Here is a 15,982-nt window from a genome sequence, read left to right as displayed (position 1 = left end):
TCGAGCGTGCCGTCCATGAGCCAGCTGGTGATCGCCATCGGCGCGCGCATCGGCCCGTTGCCCACCTTGTTGGACAGCACCACCTTCACGTCGTAGCGGTAGTTGGCGATGCGGTAGGGGCCGGTGAGGATCATGGCCACCACCCGCGCCAGGTAGTTGCCGGGGTAGAAGCTGTAGGCGCCGAAGTCTTCCACGATCTGCAGTTCCAGCGCCAGGATGCGGCCCTGCGCGTCCACCGCCACGCGGGTGCGGCAGTCGTCCTCGCGCGCCTGCGAGGAGGCGAGCAGGTTCTCCATCCGGTCCTCGCGCCAGCGCACCGGGCGCGCCAGCAGCATGGAGGCGACGGCCACCGTGAGCTCCTCGCGGTAGAGGGCGATCTTCTGGCCGAAGCCGCCGCCGACGTCGGGCGAGGCGATCGTCACCTGCGATTCCGACAGGCGCAGGCGCGCCGCCAGCGTCGTGCGGTAGGGGTGCGGCACCTGCGTGCCGACCTGGAACAGCAGGTGCTCGCGCCCGGCGTCCCAGCTCGCGATGCAGCCGCGCGTCTCGACCGGCAGGTGGGTCTGGCGCTGCATCGAGAAGCGGCTCTCGATCACGCGGTACGCGCCCGCCATCGCCGCGTCCACGTCGCCGTGGGTGGCATGCTGGTGCGACAGCAGGTTGGAGGGCAGTGCGTCGTCGACGCGCGGTGCACCGGCGGCGAGCGCCTGCACGATCGTCGCCACCGCCGGCAGCACCTCGTACTCCACCGCCACCCGCTCGGCGGCGTCTTCCGCCAGGTAGCGGTCGGTGGCGATCACGCAGGCCACGGGGTCGCCCTGGAAGCGCACCTTGTCGATCGGCAGCGTGTCCGCTTCCATCGGCTGCAGGCCCTCGATGGGCGGCGCCATCCGATGCCGGGTGGTGTGCGGGGCGATGTCGCGGCCGGTGTAGACGGCGACGACGCCCGGCATCGCGCGCGCGGCGGCGGTGTCGATCGAGGCGATGCGCGCGTGCGCATGGGGCGAGCGTACGAAGCAGGCGTGCAGTGCGCCGGGCACCGCGATGTCGTCGATGTAGCGGCCGCGCCCGGTGAGCAGGCGGGCGTCCTCGCGGCGCGGCTCGGGCCGGCCGATGGAGCGGAAGCCGGCGTCGCTCACGAAGCGGCTCCTTCGCGCAGCCGGCGCGCGGCCAGCAGGATCGCGTCCACGATGTTCTGGTAGCCGGTGCAGCGGCAGAGATTGCCCGAGAGCGTCTCGCGCACCTGGTCCTCGCTCGGGTCCGGATGCTCCTTCAGGAAGGCCTCGAAGGTCATGACGATGCCCGGCGTGCAGAAGCCGCACTGCAGGCCGTGGCACTCGTGCAGCGCCTGCTGCAGTACCGAGAGGCGCTGCGGCGTGCCGACCGACTCGATGGTCTCGATCTCGTGGCCTTCCATCTGCACGGCGAAGCACAGGCAGGCGCGCTGCGGCCGCCCGTCCACCAGCACGGTGCAGGCGCCGCAGACGCCGTGCTCGCAGCCCACGTGGGTGCCGGTGAGGCCGCAGTCCTCGCGCAGCGCGTCCGAGAGCAGCTTGCGCGCGGGCGCCTCGAATTCGACGTTCGCGCCATTGACGGTGAGGGTGATGCGCTCGCCGCTCATGCCACCGTCCCGCTGCGTTCGAGGCAGCGCGCGAGCGCGCGCGCCACGAGGGTTTCGGTGAGCTCCTTGCGGTACAGCGCAGGAATGCCCGGCTGGTCCTCGGGCGTGACGGCGTCGCGCGCCGCCCGCGCGACCGCGGCGACCCAGTCGGCCGAAGCGGCGCGGCCGAGGAACGCCTGCGCGACCGCATCGAGCCGCTGGGGCACCGGCGCGACCCCGCCGATGCCCAGGCGCAGGCTGCGCACGCGCCCCTGCTCCAGCGCCAGCGTGGCAGCCACCGCCACCAGCGCGTAGTCGCCGTGGCGCTGGTTGAACATGCGCCACGCCGAGACCTCCCCGGCCGTGACGCACGGATAGCTCACCGCCAGCACGATCTCGTCGGGCTGCAGCGCGGTGGTCATCGCGGAGAGCAGGAAGTCCTGCGCATCGACCACGCGCTGCCCGCCCTGGCGCGCGAGCGTCAGCTGCGCGCCGAGCGTCACCGCCACCAGCGTGTGCTGCGCGGCCGGGTCGGCGTGCGCCAGGCTGCCGCCCAAGGTTCCGCGCTCGCGGATGGCGGAGTGCGCGATGGTGCGCGCCGCCTGCGCCAGCAGCGGGCAGTGTTCGGCCACGAGCGCCGATTCGGCCAGCGTGCGATGGCGCGCGAGCGCGCCCACTTCCAGCCGGTCGCCCCGCACGCGCACCTGGGCGAGTTCGCTCAGGTCGTTGAGGTCGACCAGGTGCGGCGGGCTGGCCAGGCGCATGTTCATCATCGGCACCAGGCTCTGGCCGCCGGCGAGCGGCTTGGCGTCGCCGCCGAACCGGGCGAGCAAGGCCAGCGCGTCCTCGAGCGACGCCGGCCGGTGATAGGAAAAGGCGGCGGGTTTCACCGGCGCCTCATACCCACAGCAGGTTGTCGGTGGTGTCCGGGTCGAACACGTGGAGGCGGTTGAGGTTGATGGCGAGCCGCGCCTGCTCCCCTTCCTTGTACTGGCACTCCTTGCCGACGCGGAAGAACAGCTTGGCCTCGGCCACCTCGATCTCCAGGAACTGGTCCGAGCCGACCGGCAGCACCGAGAGGATGCGCCCGCTCAGGGACGCGCCCTCGGCCGCAGTGCCTTCTTCGGCCACGTCCTCGGCGCGTATTCCCAGCACCACATCACGCCCGTCGTAGAAGGCGAGCTTCTCGGCCGCCTGCGCGGGCAGGGTGATGGCCGTGGCGCCGTTGCGGAACACGAGCCCGGCGGGCGTCTGCCCGAGCCGCCCGCGCAGGAAGTTGATCGGCGGGTTGCCGAGAAAGGAGGCCACGAACATGTTGCTCGGGCGCTCGTAGATCGCCTCGGGCGAGCCGATTTGCTGCACCACTCCGCCGCGCATCACGACGATGCGGTCGGCCAGCGTGAGCGCCTCCGCCTGGTCGTGCGTGACGTAGACGAAGGTGGTCTGCATCGCCTGGTGCAGCTGCTTGATCTCCGCCCGCATGGAGATGCGCAGCGCCGCGTCCAGGTTGGACAGCGGCTCGTCCATCAGGAAGACCTGCGGCTGCCGCACCATCGCCCGGCCCAGCGCCACGCGCTGGCGCTGGCCGCCGGAGAGCTGGTCGGGGCGGCGCTCCAGCAGCGGCTCGATCTCCAGCCGGCGGGCGGCGTCGCGCACCCGGCGATCGATCTCCGCCTTCTCGAACTTGCGCATCTTCAGGCCGAAGGCGATGTTGTCGTACACCGTCTTGTGCGGGTACAGCGCGTAGCTCTGGAACACCATGGCCACGTCGCGCTTGTGCGGCGGCACCGTGTTCATCACCTCGGTGTCGAAGCGCAGGTGGCCGTCGGTCACGTCCTCCAGCCCGGCGATCATGTTCAGCGTGGTGGACTTGCCGCACCCGGAGGGCCCGAGCAGGACCAGGAACTCCTTGTCGGCGATCTCGAGGTTGAGGTTCTCGAGCGCGGTGTAGCCGTTCGGATACTGCTTGCGGACGGATTCGAACTGGATGCGTGCCATGGCGTTGCCTTAACCCTTGACGGCGCCGGCGGTCAGGCCGGACACGATGTAGCGCTCGAACACGATGGCGATCAGCACCGGAGGCACGATCGCCAGCACGCCGGCGGCGTTGATGAAGGAGAAGCTGATGTTGAAGTCCGAGGTGAAGGACGCGACCACGATCGGCATGGTCTGCGAGGCCGGCGTCTGCGTGAACATCAGCGCCAGCAGGAACTCGTTCCAGCTCGTGAGGAAGGTGAACAGCACCACCGCCACCAGCGAGGGCAGCGCCAGCGGCAGGAACACCAGCAGCAGCGTCTGCAGGCGCGAGCAGCCGTCAACGCGGGCCGCCTTGTCCAGTTCGTCGGGCAGCGACTCGAAGTAGCCGGTGAGGATGAAGATGCTGAAGGGCACCGTGATCGCCAGGTAGGTGATCACCAGCGACAGCAGGTTGTCCATCAGCCCCAGCTTCTGCACGAACAGGAAGAAGGGCACCACCAGCGCGATGTCGGGGATGACCCGCGTCGACAGCATGAAGTAGATCGACGCGGTGCGGCCGACGAAGCGGATCTTGGCCAGCGCGTAGGCGGCCGGCACGCTCACCAGCAGGTTCAGCACCACCACCGCGAAGGCGACGATGAAGCTGTTCTTCATGGCCGGCAGCAGGTTGGCCGCCGTCGAGGGGATGAAGCCGCCGGTGGCCGTGTCGCCCTGCTTGCGCGTCTCGTAGGTCACCTTCTCGTCGGAGGCCTGGAAGATCGCGCGGAAGTTGTGGGCGGTGGGGGCCTCGGGCACCCAGTGCGGCGGCACCGAGGTGATCTCCGCTTCCGACTGCACCGACGACGAGACCAGCCAGGCGATGGGCGCCAGCACGTAGAGCGAGAACAGCAGCGAGCCGATGAACAGCAGCGCGCGCTGGCCGGGAAGGAACTTGGACATGGAGGAGCCCCGGGCGCTCACAGCTTGCGGCTGGTGGCGCGGATGATGAACCAGGCCAGCACGAAGGTCGCCAGCGCCATGATGTAGGCGAGCGCGGCGCCGGTGCCGAAGGCCAGCTTGCGGAAGGTCTCCACGTACACCTGCCAGGCCACCACGTGCGAAGCCTCGGCCGGGCCGCCTTCGGTGAGCACGAAGAACAGGTCGAAGTGGCGGATCGCCATCATCGCCTCGTAGATCACCACCAGCGCGAAGCCGGGCACGAGCGAGGGCAGCGTGATGTGCAGGAAACGCTGCCACACGTTGGCGCCGTCGACCTTGGCCGCGCTGTACAGGTCGGGCCGCACCGACTTGAGCGTGACCAGCAGCAGGATGGTCGCGAGCGGCACTTCCTTCCAGACGAAGGCGTTGGTGATCAGCCCCAGCGTCTTGTCGGTGTCGCCGAGCATCACCAGGTACTTGTCGATGAAGCCCAGTTGCAGCAGCAGGCCGTTGAGCGCGCCGTAGCCGGAGTCGTAGATCCACTTCCACATCAGCCCGTTGGCCACGTAGGGGATGGCCCAGGGGATCAGCAGGATCGCCGAGAGCACGCGGCGGCCGCGGAACTCCTGGTTCAGCAGCAGCGCCATCAGGGTCGCGATGACCATGATGGCCAGCACCGACAGCACGGTGAAGTGCACGCTGCGCAGCACCGATTCCCAGAACAGCGGGTCCTGGAACACCTTCAGGTAGTTGTCGAACCAGACGAAGGGCACGCGGTGCGGGCGCGTGAGCTTCAGGTCGAACAGGCTGATCCAGAAGGAGTACAGCACCGGGAACACGGCCACGGCCATCAGCACCGCGACCATCGGCGCGAGGAACAGCATCGCGCTGCGCTGGTCGTAGGCGCTGGAGGGGGTGCGCAGCCAGCCGCGGCGTGGCTGCCTTGCCGGTGCGGCTCCGGCCGGGGGGAAGGGGACCGCCTCCGCAGCGAGCGCGGCCCCGTCGGGCGTCTTCACGCGTCCTTGCGCAGGTCGTTCCAGGCGCCGGCGGACTTCTTCAGCGCGTCGGCGACGGTGGACTTGCCCAGCACGGCGGACTGCCAGGCCGTGCCGTTGACCTCGTCCCACTCGCCGAACCAGCGCGAGATCACGTCCTTCTTGCGGGCGAGCTTCTGCTGCGCCTCGAACACCTTGATGTCGGCGTACTTCGCGTAGTTGGCCTGCACCTCCGCGTCCTTGAACAGGGACGGGATGCCGAAGCCGGAGCCCAGGTCGCTGAACAGCATCTTCTGGAACTGGTACTCGCTGCCGGCCTTGCCGCCGAACCACTCGATCAGCTTCGCCGCGTTGGCGGCGCGCGTCTTGTCGGCCGCCGCCTGCGGCGTCATGCCGTGGAAGCGCATCCAGCCCACCGTGGCATTGGAGCCGCCGGGGCCGGCCGGCATCATGGCCTGGCGCACGCGGCCGGCAATGGGCGACTGCTTGGGATCGTTCAGGGTGCGGATGCGGTAGCGGCTCAGGAGCGCGAAGGCGTGGTTGCCGGCGCCGAAGGCCTTCAGGCCGTTGAGCTCGCCCGTCTCGACGGCGGCCGGCGAGATGATCTTGTGCTTCTGCACGGCGTCGGCGATCCACTGCAGCGCGCGCTGCGCGCCGCCGTTGGCCTGCGCCAGGGCGGCGGCGCCCTTCTCGTCGACGAAGCGGCCGCCGTGCGAGAACACCATGGCGGAGAGGAACTCGACCAGCCAGCTCTCGCGCGCCATCGACAGCATCATCGGGTACTGCGACAGGCCGGCCGACTTGATCTTCAGCGACTGCTGCAGCACCTCGTCCCAGGTCCTGGGCGGCTCCTTGATGCCGGCCTTCTTCAGCATCTCCTCGTCGTAGAAGAAGGCCATGTAGTCGGAGTAGTAGGTCAGGCCGTACTGCTTGCCCTTGTACGTCATCGACTCGGTGCAGAAGCGGTCGGCGTCGGCGTTGTACTTCAGCAGTTCGGGGAACTGGTTCACCGGCGCCAGCCAGCCGGCGTCGGCCCACTCGGGCAGCCAGCTGTCGGACACCCACAGCACGTCGATCGGCGCCTTGGCGACGAACTTGGTGATCATGGTGTCGCGGTACTGGGCCCAGGGCGAGGTGTTGTAGGCCACCTTGATGCCCGTCTTGGCCTCGAAGGCGGTCAGGTGGCTCTTGACCAGGTCCACCGCCGCCGACCAGGTGTACATGTTCAGCGCGCCGGACTGCGCCAGCGCATCCAGCGACAGCAGGCCGCCGGCGGCCGCGCCGGCCGCTGTCGCGGCCTTCAGGAAGTCGCGCCGCGAAGCGGTGCCCTTGCAGGTGTTGCTCATGCCTCTCACTCCTCTTGGGGATGGCTGCAGCGCGCTTGCCCATCGCGACGTGCCGAGCCGGCCGGTACGCAGGCGCGCGGCACCTCCGCCGCGCGCCCGACCTCTGGATCCCAGATCTTCGATGGTCGGCAATATATCGTCAAGTGACGATAACTAATCACTCGGGAATTCCCGAGGCGTTCAGCAGGCCACGACGCTCACCGCCAGGCCGCCCAGCGAGGTCTCCTTGTACTTGTGGTGCATGTCCGCGCCGGTGGCCTTCATGGTGGCGATCACTCGGTCGAGGGTGACGAGGTGGGTGCCGTCGCCCGCGAGCGCCAGCCGCGCGGCGTTGATCGCCTTGACGGCCCCCATCGCGTTGCGCTCGATGCAGGGCACCTGCACCAGGCCGCCGACCGGGTCGCAGGTCATGCCCAGGTGGTGCTCCATGGCGATCTCGGCCGCGTTTTCCACCTGGCCGGGCGTGCCGCCCAGGGCCGCGGCGAGGCCGGCGGCGGCCATGGAGGCCGCGACGCCGACTTCGCCCTGGCAGCCCACTTCGGCCCCGGAAATCGAGGCGTTTTCCTTGTACAGGGAGCCGATCGCCGCCGCGGTAAGCAGGAAGTCGTGGCTGTGGGCGGGATCGCCGCCGGCATGGAAGCGCTCGTGGAAGCGCAGTACGGCAGGCAGCACGCCCGCCGCGCCGTTGGTGGGCGCGGTGACCACCCGGCCGCCGGCCGCGTTCTCCTCGTTCACGGCCACCGCGTAAGCGTTGACCCAGTCCAGTTCGCCCAACAAGCGGCCGCTGCCGCGCTCCAGCGCCTCGCGCAGGGCGCCGGCGCGCCGCTGCACGCCCAGGCGCCCGGGCAGCGGCCCGCGGCCGGCGAGGCCGCGGTCCATGCAGTCGAACATCACCTGCCGGATCCGGTCCAGGCCCGCCGCGATCCCGGCGCGTGGGCGCAACGCCAGCTCGTTTTCCAGCGCGAGCTGCGCGATGCTGAGGCCGCTGCGCTCGCACAGCCGCAGCAGTTCCTCGGCCGAGCCGAAGGCATGCGGCCAGGCCACGGGCGCGAGGGCGGCCGGCTGCCGCAGTTCCGCTTCGCTTGCCACGAAGCCGCCGCCCACCGAGTAGCCGGTCTCCTCGGCGAGCACCAGTCCGGCGCCGTCGCGCGCCAGCAGCCGCATGCCGTTGGGATGCAGCGGCAGGCTCTCGCGCGGGTGGAACACCAGGTCCTGCGGCGCACGGAAGGCCACCGGGTGCCGCCCGAGCAGGCGGATCACGCCGTTTTCTTCGACGGCTTGCAGCCCCGCGGGGGCCCGCTCGACATCCACCGTTTCGGGGTCCTCGCCCATCAGCCCGAGCAGCACCGCCCGGTCGGTGGCGTGGCCGCGGCCGGTGAGGGCGAGCGAGCCGTACAAATGGGCCTCGATGCGGGCGACCCGCTCCAGCCGGCCCGCCTCGGAGAGCGTGCGCACGAAGCGCAGCGCGATGCGCATGGGCCCGACGGTGTGCGAACTGGAGGGGCCGATGCCGACCTTGAACAGGTCGAAGACGCTGACCGGCATCGCGCCTACGCGAGCGGCGAGAACGCGGCCGGCGAGAGGAAGACGCTTTCCTGGTGCACCAGGTAGGGCAGCATGGAGGGCACGAAGGCGGCCCATTCCGCATCCTTCGCCATCTTCGCGCGCTGGCCGGTGCGATGCCCCAGGTCGTCGTAGGCCCAGAGGAAGACGACGGAGTTGAGCACCCCGCTCTCCTTGGCCCAGCAGCCGACCAGTTGCGCGTAGCGCGAGATCAGGGGCAGGCCCTGCTCCTGGTACATCCGGAGGAATTCGCCGGCCTTGCCGGGCTGGACCTGGTAGGTCCGCATTTCGTAGATCACGCCTGCTCCTTGGGTCTGGGGGGAGATGTCCATGTCGTCAGGAATGACTACCATTTATCGTCATCTGACGATATGATTCTGCCGCTAGAGTACGGCCCGTGTCCACCGATTTCGCGCGTGCCGCCGCAGGCGCACACCGATGAAAGCCAAGTCCGCAGTCCTGTCCTCGAAGCGGCCGCCGCCGGCCGCCAAGCCCGCCAACGGCAAGCGCCGCGCCACCGCCCGCCTGCCGGCCCCCGAGCGGCGGGCGCAGATCCAGTCCAAGGCCTTCGAGTTCTTCTCCGAATACGGGCTCACGGCGCAGACGCGCGCGCTGGCCGAGGCCTGCGGTGTCTCGCAGCGCCTGCTGTACAGCGCCTTCCCGAACAAGGCGGCGCTGATCAACGCCGTCTACGAGGCGGAGATCGCCGGCCCCTTCAAGGCAATCTGGTTCGTGCAGCTGCGCGACCGCAACGTGCCGCTGGCCGAGCGCCTGAAGAAGTTCTACGGCGAGTACTACGACACCATCCTCACGCGGCGCTGGCTGCGGCTGTTCCTCTACGCCTCGCTGGCCGAAGTGGAGATCGCGCCCACCTACATCGCCGCGATCATCGGCACGCTGCTGCAGACGATCGTGGAGGAGGCCGCCTTCGACTGCGGCAGGGAAGTGCCGGCAGACCCGGCCCTGGTGCAGGAGATCGGCTGGACGCTGCACGGCAACATCTCGCACCTGGCGATCCGCCGCCACATCTACGCCAATTCCAGCGGCATGGAGGTCAAGGACGTGATCGCCCTGCACGTGAACGCCTTCCTGGCCATCGTGCCGACGGTGCTGGCGCCGAAGCGCGAGGAAGCGAAGTAAGGCCCGTCGCCCGGCGCGGGCAGCATGCGTTCAGCGCTGCGTGTCGGAGCTGCGCGTCAGGGCTGCGCGTCAGGGCTGCGCGTCAGGGCTGCGTATCAGGGCTGCGTGGCCGGGTCGGCCAGCGACCGGGCCTCGCCCAGGCGGTCGCGCAGCGCCGGCAGGTATTCCCGCGCCAGCGCCCGCAAGGCCTGGTCCTTGCCCGCCGCCGATTCCTGCTCCAGGAGGGCGACCAGCCGCTGCAGCAGCTCGCCGGCATGCTTGCCCACGGCGCGGTCGAATGCGCCGGTGGAGAGCTGCTTCAGCTCGCGCAGCGCCTTGCGCTCCTGCCGGTTCGGCCGCGAGGGCAGCGGCACCTGGGTCAGCAGGCTCAGCAGCGACAGCTCGCGCAGCATCGCGGCGCTCTCCTGCGCCACCGCCTTGCCGAAGCGGCGGGTGGCGACGTCCTGGCCGCGCGCCTGCGCCAGCTTGCCGGTGGCGATCAGCGCCTGGCCGAGCCCGCCGGCCGTGCGCATGAACTTCCATTCCGAGTGGCTGGCGCGCGCGACCTGCACCGCATGGGCGCCGAGGGGCGACGCGCTGGCGGACGCCAGCGCAGGCGCCGGCAGCGCCATGGAGAGCACGCAGGCGGAGGCGGCCAGTAGATGCATCTTCATCCTGCCGTGATGCATCCGCGCCTCCCTCATCGCCGTGCGCCAGCTTCTGCTGCCGGCACCAGCTGGGCGCGCAAGGCGCGCAACTGCTGCTTCAGCCGCTGGCGCTGCTCGGGGCCGACGCGCAGCAGGATCTTCTGACCCGCGGTGAGCGACTGCAGTCGCGCATCGGCGAACTCGTACTGGGTCCACGGACGCACCGGCGCGAACGGCCCCTTGACCTCGGTGAGCACCACTTCGGGCGGCTGCGCCGGCTCCGGCGTGGCCAGCAGCAGGTCGATCACCTCGATCAGGCGGTCGTTGAACTCCAGGCCGCCGAAGCCCAGGTCGCGGTAGGCCTGCTGCAGCACGGGGTACATGCGGCGGTACAGGTTGGCGACCAGCCCCGCGTCGAGCGAGGTCGCGAAGTCGACCAGCGGCGCGTAGCGCGCGCTGTTGGCGGCAGCGATCCGGCGCGCGTCTTCCTCGCCTTCGATCGAGAAGGCGCCCGGGGTCGGAAAGACGGGCCACACCGTCACCGGAGCGTGCTCGCGCCCCAGGCCATCGACGGTGGCGACGAAGCGGCGCGGGAAGTCCGACGCCTGCAGGAAGCGCAGGACGGCCGTGCGGCCGAACGTGTCGGCCAGCGCTGCCTCCACGTCACGGGCCAGCAGCGCCGACGTGCCTTGCGGGTCGGGCACCGGGGCCCGCAGCGGCGGCGGCGTGGTCGTCGTCGCTGCAGCGGGCGCCTCCATCTCCGGTGCATCCGGCGCCGGGTTCAGGGCCGCGGGCATCGCGGGCGGCGTCTCCGTCAGGTCGGGCAGCAGGAGCCAGACCACGGCCGCCACGATGGCCAGGGCCGCGAGCGCCACCGGCGCCGACAGGTCCTTGCGCCGGGCGCGCACCTGCGGGTGCGGCTCGTGCGCAGGAAGAAAGGAGGGTTCGTGCCGGGTTTCGATCACGCCTGCATGCTGCGCCGGCCCTGCGCGTCCGGCAAGGGCAAGCCCCCTGCCGGATCAGGTCCACCCCGTAAGGATGAACCCGATCCTCCGGCCGCGGGCAGGCGGGCAGGCGTTCAGGGGAAGGCCGGGATGTCCGGCTCGGTGCCTTCGAGCTTGGCCTCGGGATGCATCTGGCGCAGCCGCTCTTCGATCTGCTCAACGCGCCACATGGGGACGTCGACCATCATGAGGATCTTGCCGTTCTCGATTTCCTGGGCGAAGCGCTGCAGCCGCTTGCTGGGGATCGAGATCCCGATCATGGTCGAGGTCCACAGCCCGAACAGGGCGCCGGCCACCGCCAGGATCGCGGCCATGCCCCATTGCGGCTCGTCGCCCACGATGGGGTAGTACACCGCCGCCAGCGCGCCGAGCAGGGCGCCGAGGCCGGCGCCGATGATCAGGCCGAGCTCGCCCGCCCGCACCACGTCGGACGTCTGCAGCACGGTGGCCGCATGCAGGCCGCGCATGTCGACATCCTCGCGCGCCACGAAGTGGATGCGGCGCGCCTCCACCCGCGCCAGCAGGAGGTCGTCCATCGCGGCCCAGGCGCTCGGCAGGTCGGGCAGCAACCAGTAGATGCGGCTATGCATGCTTACCTCCTTGGGGCGCAGCCCCTCAGTCCAGAAGCGGGAGCGAAGACGGGTGTCAGTGGGCCGCCGGCTTCTCGGCCGGCGGTGGTGGCGGAGCGAAGAAGGTCTCGCGGGCGGCAAAGGTGGTGTCGGCCTCCAGCACGCCGATGCCGACCAGCGTGACGAGCAGCAGGGGCGGCACGATGATCGCGTAGACCAGGGCGAGCCGCTCCCACACCATGTGCATGAACACGGCCACGATCAGGCCGGCCTTCAGCAGCATGAAGATGATGATCAGGCTCCAGCGCAGCATGCCCTGGAAGTGGAAGTAGTCGACCAGGTAGGAGGCCGTGCTCAGCACGAACAGCAGGCCCCAGATCTTGAAGTAGATCCCCAGCGGGTGCTGCTGGTGGCCCTTGGCATGCGACGCGGCGGCGGGCTCTTCGCGGGCGGGCGGGATGTCTTCGACGTGTCCGGCGTATTCCATGGCTCACCCCCTACCAGAGATAGAAGAACGCGAAGATGAAGACCCACACCAGGTCCACGAAGTGCCAGTACAGGCCCATGATCTCGACGATCTCGTAGTTGCCCTTGCGGCCGGTCAGGAAGCCGGGGCGCTGGTGGTCGAGGTCCCCGCGGCGCACCTTCGTCGCCACGATGGACAGGAAGATAACGCCGATCGTGACGTGCGTGCCGTGGAATCCGGTAATCATGAAGAAACAGGCGCCGAACTGGTGTGCACCCCATGGGTTGCCCCAGGGCCGCACGCCCTCCAGGATCAGCTTGGTCCATTCGAAGGCCTGCATGCCGACGAAGGTGGCGCCCAGCGCCGCGGTGGCCAGCAGCAGCCAGAAGGTGGTCTCGCGGTCGCGCCGGTAGCCGTAGTTCACCGCCAGCGCCATCGTCCCGCTGCTGCTGATCAGCACGAAGGTCATGATGGCGATCAGCAGCAACGGCACGCTCGTGCCGAACAGCTCCAGCCCGAACACCTCGCTCGGGTTCGGCCACGGCACCGTGGTGGAGGCGCGCACCGTCATGTACGAGATCAGGAAGGAGCCGAAGATGAAGGTGTCGCTCAGCAGGAAGATCCACATCATCGGCTTGCCCCAGGGCACGTCCTTGAAGACGCGCTGGTCCGAGGACACGTCCTGGACGACGCTCTCCCACCGGCCGCCGGCGGCGGGCAACACTTGCGTGGTGTCGAGATCGATCGGCAGGTGGGTGGTGGTCATGGAGTGCGCCTCCTCGAGGGGCAGGGGACGGGATGCTCAGAAGCTCGCGGCGGACGAGCAGATCGCCAGCCCGAGGTCGTTGGACACCAGCAGCGCGTACAGCACCGCCCAGACGCCCAGCAGGTAGTGCCAATAAGTGGCGCAGAGCTCCACGCCGAGGCGCAGGCTCTCCGGCGCGGCGCCGCGCCAGGCGCGCAGGCCCGCGCGCGCCCACGCCACCAGGCCGCCCAGCACGTGCAGCCCGTGCACGGCCGTGAGCAGGTAGAAGAAGGCCGTGGCCGCGCTCGCAGTCACGAAGTAGCCGGCCGCGTGCATCTGGCGCCAGACCACCAGCTGCCCGGCGAGGAAGGCCACGGTCAGCAGCCCGCTCGCCGCCAGCCCGCGGCGCACGCGCACCGCCTCGCCGCGCCGTGCCGCGTGCACCGTCCACTGCATCGAGAGACTCGCGCCCACCAGCACGGCGGTGTTCACCATCAGCAGCGGCGGGTTGGGCAGGGGCGCCCAGTCCTGGAAGCTCAGGCGCATCGCATAGGCGCTGATGAAGAGGGCGAACAGCGAGCTGGCCACGCCCAGGAACACCCACAACGCGGTCTTCGCGGCGGAGAAGGTTGGCGCGCCGGCGCTGACGGCGGGGATTGCCGCCTGGGCCTGCCAGGGCTGCACGTTGATGGTCTGGCGGAACAGCCAGACCACGATCACCCCCATCAGCGCCGACAGCGCCACCAGCCCGATGGTCATGGCGTCAACCCTCCGTGGCCGGCGGTGACTTGAACCAGCCTTCGGCGGCCACCTGCGAGGGCGGCACGTTCTGCGGGATGAAGTCGGTCTTCAGCCCCGGCACGCCGTAGTCGTAGGGCCACCGGTACACGGCCGGCAGTTCCTTGCCGAAGTTGCCGTGCGTGGGCGGCGTGTGGGCCGTCTGCCATTCCAGCGTGGTGGCGTTCCAGGGGTTGGGCCCTGCCTCCCGGCCGCGGAAGTAGCTGGTCACCAGGTTGTAGAGGAAGACCATCTGCGCCGCGCCGACCACGAAGGCCGCCAGCGAGATCGCCACGTTGAGCGAATGCGCCGACTCGGGAATGAAGTTGGTGCCCGAGATCGCGTAGTAGCGCCGCGGCACGCCCATGAACCCGAGGTAGTGCATCGGGTAGTAGATCGCGTAGCTGCCGACGAAGGTGATCCAGAAGTGGATCTTGCCCAGCGTGTCGTCCAGCATGCGGCCGGTGATCTTCGGGTACCAGTGGTAGATCGCGCCGAACACCACCAGGATGGGCGCGATCGCCATCACCATGTGGAAGTGCGCGACGACGAACATGGTGTCGGACAGCGGCAGGTCCACCACCACGTTGCCGAGGAACAGGCCCGTCAGGCCGCCGTTGACGAAGGTGAAAATGAAGCCGATGGCGAACAGCATCGGCACCGTGAGGTGGATGTTGCCGCGCCACAGCGTCAGCACCCAGTTGTAGACCTTCAGCGCCGTGGGGATCGCGATCAGCAGCGTGGTGGTGGCGAAGAAGAAGCCGAAATACGGGTTCATGCCACTCACGTACATGTGGTGGGCCCAGACGACGAAGCTCAGGCCGCCGATGATCAGGATCGCCCACACCATCATCCGGTAGCCGAAGATGTTCTTGCGCGCGTGGGTGCTGATCAGGTCGGAGACGATGCCGAAGGCGGGCAGCGCCACGATGTAGACCTCGGGGTGGCCGAAGAACCAGAACAGGTGCTGGAACAGCAGCGGGTTGCCGCCGGAGTAGGGCAGCTGCTGGCCCTTGGCGACCAGCGCCGGCATGAAGAAGCTGGTGCCCAGCGTCAGGTCCAGGATCATCATGATGCAGCTGACGAACAGGGCGGGAAAGGCCAGCAGCGCCAGCACCGTGGCCATGAAGATGCCCCAGACGGTGAGCGGCAGCCGCATCATCGTCATGCCGCGCGTGCGCGCCTGCAGCACCGTCACCACGTAGTTCAGGCCGCCCATGGTGAAGCCGATGATGAAGACCGCCAGCGACACCAGCATCAGGATGATGCCGGCGTGCGAGCCCGGCGTGCCGTCCAGGATGGCCTGCGGCGGATAGAGCGTCCAGCCGGCGCCGGTGGCGCCGCCCGGCACGAAGAAGCTCGCCACCAGCAGCAGCACCGCCGTGAGGTAGACCCAGAAGCTGAGCATGTTCACGTAGGGGAACACCATGTCGCGCGCCCCCACCATCAGCGGGATCAGGTAGTTGCCGAAGCCGCCCAGGAACAGCGCCGTGAGCAGGTACACCACCATGATCATCCCGTGCATGCTCACGAACTGCAGGTAGTTGCTCGGGTCGATGAAGGCGAAGCGGCTCGGGAAGGCGAGTTGCAGCCGCATCAGCCACGACAGCACCAGCGCCACCAGCCCGATGCCGATCGCGGTGAAGGCGTACTGGATCGCGATCACCTTGGCGTCCTGGCTCCAGATGTACTTGCCGATGAAGCTGTGCGGGTGGTAGAGCTCGACCTCCGCAACTTCGGCCGGCGGCGCGAATTCGGTTTCGTCGTGGTAGACGTGGGACGACATCGAGGCCTCCTCGGGCGGGGGTTCAACGCTTGTTGATGTACGCGATGACGTCGCCGATGGCGGCGTCGTCCGGCAGCATCGCGGCGATCAGCGCCATCTGGGCACCGTGGGGATCCTGTGCGTGCGCGCCGCGCACCCCTTCCCGGAAGTTCTTCAGCTGCCGGGCCAGGTACCAGTCGCTCATGCCCTTGAGCCGCGGGGCGTTGGTGGCCGCTATGCCCTGCCCCTGCGCGCCGTGGCACGCGGCGCAGGTGGTGTAGCGCCGCGCGCCGCTGGTCACGTTGCCGGAGATCGTCGTGGCAGCCGGCGTGTCCGGCAGGCTGGCGACGTACGCGGCGACGTTGGAGATGGCGGCGTCGTCCGCCAGGGTGGCGGCCATGGGCGCCATCATCTTGCCGAACGTATCCTTCTCGTGCGCGCCGCGGACGCCCTGCTTGAACTGCTTGAGTTGCCGTTCGACGTACCACACC

The 15,982-nt window shown here is 69.3% G+C and carries 18 protein-coding genes; 1 reads left to right on the top strand and 17 read right to left on the bottom strand.

The window, feature by feature from the left end:
- From VFM98_RS05500 to VFM98_RS05460, 9 genes are all read right to left on the bottom strand, one after another.
- The coding region (locus tag VFM98_RS05500) for a xanthine dehydrogenase family protein molybdopterin-binding subunit (RefSeq protein WP_325108892.1) at positions 1 to 1,139 on the bottom strand (1,139 nt) is incomplete at its 3' end.
- Positions 1,136 to 1,621, bottom strand: coding sequence for a (2Fe-2S)-binding protein (locus tag VFM98_RS05495; RefSeq protein WP_325108891.1), 486 nt, complete (start codon positions 1,619 to 1,621; stop codon positions 1,136 to 1,138). The genes VFM98_RS05500 and VFM98_RS05495, both read right to left, overlap by 4 nt.
- Positions 1,618 to 2,490: a xanthine dehydrogenase family protein subunit M gene (locus VFM98_RS05490; protein WP_325108890.1), complete on the bottom strand. Its 873-nt coding sequence runs from the start codon at positions 2,488 to 2,490 to the stop codon at positions 1,618 to 1,620. Before VFM98_RS05490 ends, VFM98_RS05495 begins: the two co-directional genes overlap by 4 nt.
- A 7-nt stretch (positions 2,491 to 2,497) precedes the next feature.
- Complete coding sequence (locus VFM98_RS05485; protein WP_325108889.1) at positions 2,498 to 3,598, bottom strand: sn-glycerol-3-phosphate ABC transporter ATP-binding protein UgpC; 1,101 nt, start codon at positions 3,596 to 3,598, stop codon at positions 2,498 to 2,500.
- Between the two features lie 9 nt (positions 3,599 to 3,607).
- A complete protein-coding gene (locus VFM98_RS05480) occupies positions 3,608 to 4,516 on the bottom strand; it encodes a carbohydrate ABC transporter permease (protein WP_325108888.1) in 909 nt (302 codons plus the stop codon).
- 17 nt (positions 4,517 to 4,533) lie between these two features.
- The gene (locus VFM98_RS05475; RefSeq protein ID WP_325108887.1) at positions 4,534 to 5,511 is read right to left on the bottom strand and encodes a sugar ABC transporter permease; all 978 of its coding nucleotides are present in this window, start codon (positions 5,509 to 5,511) and stop codon (positions 4,534 to 4,536) included.
- Entirely contained in the window at positions 5,508 to 6,836 is a 1,329-nt protein-coding gene (locus VFM98_RS05470; protein WP_325108886.1) for an extracellular solute-binding protein, read from the bottom strand. The genes VFM98_RS05475 and VFM98_RS05470 overlap by 4 nt, the downstream gene beginning before the upstream one ends.
- A gap of 180 nt (positions 6,837 to 7,016) precedes the next feature.
- The gene (locus tag VFM98_RS05465) at positions 7,017 to 8,381 is read right to left on the bottom strand and encodes an L-serine ammonia-lyase (protein ID WP_325108885.1); all 1,365 of its coding nucleotides are present in this window, start codon (positions 8,379 to 8,381) and stop codon (positions 7,017 to 7,019) included.
- A gap of 5 nt (positions 8,382 to 8,386) precedes the next feature.
- On the bottom strand, positions 8,387 to 8,698 hold the full coding sequence (locus VFM98_RS05460; RefSeq protein WP_325108884.1) for an NIPSNAP family protein: 312 nt from the start codon (positions 8,696 to 8,698) through the stop codon (positions 8,387 to 8,389).
- A 139-nt stretch (positions 8,699 to 8,837) separates the two neighbouring features.
- Between VFM98_RS05460 and VFM98_RS05455 the strand changes: the two genes are divergently transcribed.
- On the top strand, positions 8,838 to 9,539 hold the full coding sequence (locus VFM98_RS05455) for a TetR/AcrR family transcriptional regulator (RefSeq protein ID WP_325108883.1): 702 nt from the start codon (positions 8,838 to 8,840) through the stop codon (positions 9,537 to 9,539).
- Positions 9,540 to 9,634: 95 nt separating this feature from the next.
- Here the strand turns inward: VFM98_RS05455 and VFM98_RS05450 are convergent, their stop codons facing one another.
- From VFM98_RS05450 to VFM98_RS05415, 8 genes are all read right to left on the bottom strand, one after another.
- Complete coding sequence (locus tag VFM98_RS05450) at positions 9,635 to 10,192, bottom strand: DUF4142 domain-containing protein (RefSeq protein WP_325108882.1); 558 nt, start codon at positions 10,190 to 10,192, stop codon at positions 9,635 to 9,637.
- A gap of 26 nt (positions 10,193 to 10,218) precedes the next feature.
- On the bottom strand, positions 10,219 to 11,130 hold the full coding sequence (locus VFM98_RS05445; protein ID WP_325108881.1) for a DUF3014 domain-containing protein: 912 nt from the start codon (positions 11,128 to 11,130) through the stop codon (positions 10,219 to 10,221).
- Positions 11,131 to 11,243: 113 nt separating this feature from the next.
- Positions 11,244 to 11,759: a DUF1269 domain-containing protein gene (locus VFM98_RS05440; RefSeq protein WP_325108880.1), complete on the bottom strand. Its 516-nt coding sequence runs from the start codon at positions 11,757 to 11,759 to the stop codon at positions 11,244 to 11,246.
- A 55-nt stretch (positions 11,760 to 11,814) separates the two neighbouring features.
- On the bottom strand, positions 11,815 to 12,225 hold the full coding sequence (locus VFM98_RS05435) for a cytochrome C oxidase subunit IV family protein (protein ID WP_325108879.1): 411 nt from the start codon (positions 12,223 to 12,225) through the stop codon (positions 11,815 to 11,817).
- 10 nt (positions 12,226 to 12,235) lie between these two features.
- A complete protein-coding gene (locus VFM98_RS05430; protein WP_414708987.1) occupies positions 12,236 to 12,970 on the bottom strand; it encodes a heme-copper oxidase subunit III family protein in 735 nt (244 codons plus the stop codon).
- 36 nt (positions 12,971 to 13,006) lie between these two features.
- Positions 13,007 to 13,708 carry a cytochrome c oxidase subunit 3 gene (locus VFM98_RS05425; protein ID WP_325108878.1) on the bottom strand — a complete coding sequence of 234 codons (702 nt, stop codon included), beginning with the start codon at positions 13,706 to 13,708 and terminating at the stop codon, positions 13,007 to 13,009.
- Between the two features lie 4 nt (positions 13,709 to 13,712).
- A complete protein-coding gene (locus VFM98_RS05420; protein ID WP_325108877.1) occupies positions 13,713 to 15,512 on the bottom strand; it encodes a cytochrome c oxidase subunit I in 1,800 nt (599 codons plus the stop codon).
- Positions 15,513 to 15,534: 22 nt separating this feature from the next.
- Positions 15,535 to 15,982: c-type cytochrome (locus VFM98_RS05415; RefSeq protein WP_325108876.1), on the bottom strand; the 448-nt coding region annotated here is incomplete at its 5' end.

It is taken from the genome of Ramlibacter sp. (assembly GCF_035706265.1).
Classification (GTDB): Bacteria; Pseudomonadota; Gammaproteobacteria; order Burkholderiales; family Burkholderiaceae_C; genus Ramlibacter.
The sequence above is the reverse complement of the archived record's forward strand: the minus strand, read 5'-3'. Positions and strand labels throughout refer to the sequence as shown.

Excerpts from the sequence above, each read along its gene's own strand:
- VFM98_RS05495 (WP_325108891.1), bottom strand. The coding sequence starts at position 1,621 with ATGAGCGGCGAGCGCATCACCCTCACCGTCAATGGCGCGAACGTCGAA.
- VFM98_RS05485 (WP_325108889.1), bottom strand. The coding sequence starts at position 3,598 with ATGGCACGCATCCAGTTCGAATCCGTCCGCAAGCAGTATCCGAACGGC.
- VFM98_RS05480 (WP_325108888.1), bottom strand. The coding sequence starts at position 4,516 with ATGTCCAAGTTCCTTCCCGGCCAGCGCGCGCTGCTGTTCATCGGCTCG.
- VFM98_RS05470 (WP_325108886.1), bottom strand. The coding sequence starts at position 6,836 with ATGAGCAACACCTGCAAGGGCACCGCTTCGCGGCGCGACTTCCTGAAG.
- VFM98_RS05465 (WP_325108885.1), bottom strand. The coding sequence starts at position 8,381 with ATGCCGGTCAGCGTCTTCGACCTGTTCAAGGTCGGCATCGGCCCCTCC.
- VFM98_RS05455 (WP_325108883.1), top strand. The coding sequence starts at position 8,838 with ATGAAAGCCAAGTCCGCAGTCCTGTCCTCGAAGCGGCCGCCGCCGGCC.
- VFM98_RS05450 (WP_325108882.1), bottom strand. The coding sequence starts at position 10,192 with ATGAAGATGCATCTACTGGCCGCCTCCGCCTGCGTGCTCTCCATGGCG.
- VFM98_RS05440 (WP_325108880.1), bottom strand. The coding sequence starts at position 11,759 with ATGCATAGCCGCATCTACTGGTTGCTGCCCGACCTGCCGAGCGCCTGG.
- VFM98_RS05435 (WP_325108879.1), bottom strand. The coding sequence starts at position 12,225 with ATGGAATACGCCGGACACGTCGAAGACATCCCGCCCGCCCGCGAAGAG.
- VFM98_RS05430 (WP_414708987.1), bottom strand. The coding sequence starts at position 12,970 with ATGACCACCACCCACCTGCCGATCGATCTCGACACCACGCAAGTGTTG.
- VFM98_RS05425 (WP_325108878.1), bottom strand. The coding sequence starts at position 13,708 with ATGACCATCGGGCTGGTGGCGCTGTCGGCGCTGATGGGGGTGATCGTG.
- VFM98_RS05420 (WP_325108877.1), bottom strand. The coding sequence starts at position 15,512 with ATGTCGTCCCACGTCTACCACGACGAAACCGAATTCGCGCCGCCGGCC.